This window comes from Rhizobium sp. L43, from assembly GCF_002531725.1.
Taxonomy (GTDB): Bacteria; Pseudomonadota; Alphaproteobacteria; order Rhizobiales; family Rhizobiaceae; genus Rhizobium.
Window position 1 is genome coordinate 1 of record NZ_NWSQ01000072.1, and the last position, 3,906, is coordinate 3,906.

At 59.7% G+C, this 3,906-nt stretch carries 4 protein-coding genes and 2 pseudogenes; 4 read left to right on the forward strand and 2 right to left on the reverse strand.

Annotated features, from left to right (window positions below; translation table 11 throughout):
- Together CO667_RS34300 and CO667_RS34305 are read right to left on the reverse strand one after the other, a co-directional pair.
- A partial coding sequence (locus CO667_RS34300) for a DUF6429 family protein (protein ID WP_170961549.1) occupies positions 1 to 288 on the reverse strand: 288 nt, incomplete at its 3' end.
- A 137-nt stretch (positions 289 to 425) separates the two neighbouring features.
- Positions 426 to 610: pseudogene (locus CO667_RS34305) on the reverse strand (transposase domain-containing protein); the annotation flags it as partial.
- A gap of 183 nt (positions 611 to 793) precedes the next feature.
- Here CO667_RS34305 and CO667_RS34310 point away from each other — a divergent pair.
- The 4 genes and pseudogenes from CO667_RS34310 to CO667_RS34325 form a co-directional block, all read left to right on the forward strand.
- A complete protein-coding gene (locus CO667_RS34310) occupies positions 794 to 1,261 on the forward strand; it encodes an avidin/streptavidin family protein (RefSeq protein WP_064842422.1) in 468 nt (155 codons plus the stop codon).
- 254 nt (positions 1,262 to 1,515) lie between these two features.
- Positions 1,516 to 1,920: a transposase gene (locus tag CO667_RS34315; protein ID WP_037080141.1), complete on the forward strand. Its 405-nt coding sequence runs from the start codon at positions 1,516 to 1,518 to the stop codon at positions 1,918 to 1,920.
- A 55-nt stretch (positions 1,921 to 1,975) separates the two neighbouring features.
- Positions 1,976 to 2,260, forward strand: coding sequence for an IS66 family insertion sequence element accessory protein TnpB (gene tnpB / locus CO667_RS34320; RefSeq protein ID WP_348627821.1), 285 nt, complete (start codon positions 1,976 to 1,978; stop codon positions 2,258 to 2,260).
- A gap of 47 nt (positions 2,261 to 2,307) precedes the next feature.
- A pseudogene (locus CO667_RS34325) lies at positions 2,308 to 3,656 on the forward strand (IS66 family transposase); the annotation flags it as partial.
- Between the last annotated feature and the right edge of the window lie 250 nt (positions 3,657 to 3,906).

The following is a 3,906-nucleotide window of genomic DNA, read 5'->3' on the forward strand; positions in this document are numbered from 1 at the left end:
ACATTCCCTCCAGCCATCATCGCGAACTGCGAGATGCAGCGATGAACTTATGGTCGGAAATGGCTCGCGTCTGAGTGAAAACCCAGGCCATCGTGATAATCCGTCGCCAATCGCGATTAAGTTTACAATGCCCTTCGACTTGTTGACCGGGTCGCCGATCAAGCTCTTCCTGTGAAGCCGATCCGTCGTTGCCCAGTCGAAGCCCTTCCAGGCACAACGCTCGTTATGCAGCGTCAGCCATAACAGCGCCAGAACGGCATCGTCGATCTTGTCCTCATCGATCTCCATGAACCGACGTTACCACGCGCGGCGCCCAAAATCCCGCGGCCCTGCTCGGATGGATACGATCTCTCTGAGCAGTTGGAGGTTCTCGCCGGTCATGGTGGCGACGTCTTCGATCGTGCAGATATGCATCGAACGAGCCATCAGGCGGCCTTTTGCGCAGTGGAGACCGTCGGGAGCATATTCCACGGCAACAGGTCTTCAAGCCTATCTACCGGTGAATCTTTGATCTGGGTTAGGACGTCCGTGAGGTAGCTCTCGGGGTTGCGGCCATGCAGTTTGTCCGTTCAATGATGGTCAAGATATTAGCGTTGCGCTATCCCGTTCGTAATTTGCATGGTGTAAGTCTTCACTCCCGATGCTCGTTCTCGGGCCGCGCCGCGCAAGGCGCGGCCCGTCTTTCGGGTTTCTCAACCCGGTAAATTGCTACTCGGATTGATTGATTATTACGAGATTATATGCAACCTTCGGTACGATCGCCGACGGTCGGCGCACATCAGGAGGAAAAACCATGATCCGTACTACTGCAGTTGCAGCACTTGTGTTTGCTGTAGCAACCTCAGCTCTTGCTTTCGATGCAAGCAACTTCAAGGATTTTTCAAGCATCGCATCGGCTTCCAGCAGTTGGCAGAACCAGTCCGGCTCGACGATGATCATTCAAGTCGACTCGTTCGGAAATGTCTCCGGCCAATATGTAAACAGAGCCCAGGGCACCGGATGCCAGAACTCGCCCTATCCGCTAACAGGAAGGGTAAACGGGACGTTCATCGCATTTTCGGTCGGCTGGAACAATTCGACGGAGAACTGCAATTCCGCAACCGGATGGACCGGCTACGCACAGGTCAACGGCAACAACACTGAGATAGTTACGAGCTGGAACCTCGCTTACGAAGGCGGCTCCGGACCGGCCATTGAGCAAGGACAAGACACTTTCCAGTACGTGCCGACGACTGAGAACAAAAGCCTCTTGAAGGACTAAACTCCTCTGCCCTGCCGGCGCTGGCCCGTCGGAGATTGTGGAGCAAGAATTCATCGAATATGGCCAAAGGCTTAGACGAAGCTGCTTTCCCTGCCGAATAAAAGCGCCGCGTGCTCGTCCGCGCGGCGCAAATCCTATTTGATGAGTTCAATGCGGCCAAAACGGCAAGCTTTCCGGACAAAAGTGAGCATCCGAGGATGCGCCGCCTTGAGCGCGTAGGATGAATCTGTCGTTTTGTCGCTATGGACAGGCATATGGACAGTTTTCGGACACCGGTGAGCCGGCTTGAAATCATCGACCCAGGGCGTCGGCGGCGCTTTACCGCCGCGGCCAAGCTCAAAATTCTCGAGGAAGGCTTTTCCGGCGATGGTCGCCAGGTTTCCGCGACGGCGCAGAAGCATGGGGTTTCCCGCGCACAACTGTACCGCTGGCGGCAGTTGGCGCAGGCCGGCAATCTTGGCAGCAATCGGATCGAGGGCTTTGTGCCCGCGCTGATCACACCGGACGTGCCTACGCCCGTGTCGGCTCCATCGACTCCGGTAGTGGGTAGCCGTCGCATGGAGGTGCGGAGCGCAAACGGCCGGCGCGTCCTTGTCGACCGTGACGTCGACGTCGATGCGCTGCTGCGAATCCTGCGCGGGCTGGAGACACTGCGATGATCCCGATCCCGACAGGCGTCCGGGTTTGGTTGGCGACGGGCAATGCGGATATGCGATGTGGGTTCCCGTCCCGGCGCTACGGGTGCAGGAGGTGCTGAAGCACGACCCGCTGGGCGGTCATCTGTTCTGCTTCAGGGGCAAACGCGGCGATCTGATCAAGGTCGTTTGGCACGATGGCCAGGGGGCCTGCCTGTTCACGAAAAAACTGGAGCGAGGAAGGTTTATCTGGCCTTCCGCCGAAGGTGGGGCGGTGGCAATCTCGTCGGCGCAGCTTTCCTATCTGCTGTCCGGAATTGACTCACGCGCACCGCAGGAAACCTGGCGCCCCAGCCGGGTCTGACTGCATTTTTGCACTGAGATTGTTGAGAAATCTAATTCAATGTCGTTATGACATTGCCGCCGCTTACCCTGCCATCGGACCTTGCCAGCGCTCATGCGGCGCTGCTGGCCGAACGTGCTGCGCGGCTGCAAGCTAGCTGAGGCAAGCGGCCAACGCGAAGGCGCGGCTGTCGAGCATTGAGGCGCTGAACGTGCATTTGCAGTTGCTGATCGGCAAGCTGGAGCGCGAGAAGCACGGGCCGCGCCGCGAGCGCACGCAGCGGCTGATCGATCAGTTGGAATTGCAGCTCGAAGAGCTCGTGGCGTCGGCCGCCGAGGACGAACTGAGCGCCCAAGAGGCCGCGGCAAGAACGCAGTCCGTGCGCGCCTTCGCCCGCAAGCGTCCAGTGCGCAAGCCGTGGCCCGAAGACGTCGAGCGCGCACGCATCGTCATCGAAGCGCCGACGGCATGTGCCTGCTGTGGCGGCTCGCGGGTGTCGAAGCTGGGCGAGGACGTGACGGAAACGCTGGAGGAGATCCCGCGCCGATTCAAGGTGATCGAGACGGTGCGCGAGAAATTTACCTGCCGCGATTGCGAGGCGATCAGTCAGGCTCCCGCACCGTTCCATGCGACGCCCGCGCGGCTTCATCGGCCCTCAGTTGCTGGCGACGATCGTGTTCGACAAGTTCGGGCAGCACATCCCGCTGAACCGCCAGAGCACGCGGTTCAAATGTGAGGCATCGGTCTGTCGACCCAGACCCTGGCCGATCAGGTCGGGCACGTCACCTTCGCCCTCAAGCCGGTCTTCGACCTGATCAAGGCGCATGTGTTCCAGGCCGAGCGGCTTCACGGTGACGACACGACGATCCCGATCCTGGCCAAGGGCCAATGCACCACCGGGCGAATATGGGTTTACGTGCGTGACCATCAGCCGTTCGCCGGCCCTACGCCTCCAGCGATCGGCGCGGCGAGCACCCGCAAGGGCATCTGGCCGACTTCAGCGGCATTCTTCAGGCTGATTGCTACAACGGCTTTAATCCGCTGTTCGACCGGACGAGGAAGCAGATGCCGGCTACGCCCGCGTTCTGCTTTGCCCATGCGCGCCGGAAGTTCTTCGAGCTGGCCGATGTCGCTCGCAACGCTCGGCGCGGTAAAGGGTGCCAAGCCGATCTCCCCGGTAGCCCTCGAGCGCGACATAAACGGCCTGAGCGCGGCCGAGCGGCTTGCGGTCCGGCAGGAGAAGAGCAAGCTGCTACTGGGCGATATGGAGGAATGGTTGCGCACCGAGCGGGCCAGCCTATCGCGCTCATCGCCGGTGGCCGGACCGATCGACTATATGCTGTCGCGCTGGGCTGACTTTGCCCGCTATGCCGACGACGGCAGAACCTGCATGACGACGGATGGTGTCGAGAAGAGTGAATCTTCACTCTCTCGCTGCATGCAGTGGCTTTTCTTTCCAAGCCGCCACCTTCCGCTCGTAGGCTCTTTCAGCGCGTTCGACATATTGCGCTTCGCGATCGCGGATCTCTTTGATCGGCATCGTAAACTTAATCGCGATTGGCGACGGATTATCACGATGGCCTGGGTTTCCACTCAGACGCGAGCCATTTCCGACCATAAGTTCATCGCTGCATCTCGCAGTTCGCGATGATGGCTGGAGGGAATGT

Coding starts and splice junctions, on each gene's coding strand:
- CO667_RS34310 (WP_064842422.1), top strand. CDS start 794: ATGATCCGTACTACTGCAGTTGCAGCACTTGTGTTTGCTGTAGCAACC.
- CO667_RS34315 (WP_037080141.1), top strand. CDS start 1,516: ATGGACAGTTTTCGGACACCGGTGAGCCGGCTTGAAATCATCGACCCA.
- tnpB (WP_348627821.1), top strand. CDS start 1,976: ATGTGGGTTCCCGTCCCGGCGCTACGGGTGCAGGAGGTGCTGAAGCAC.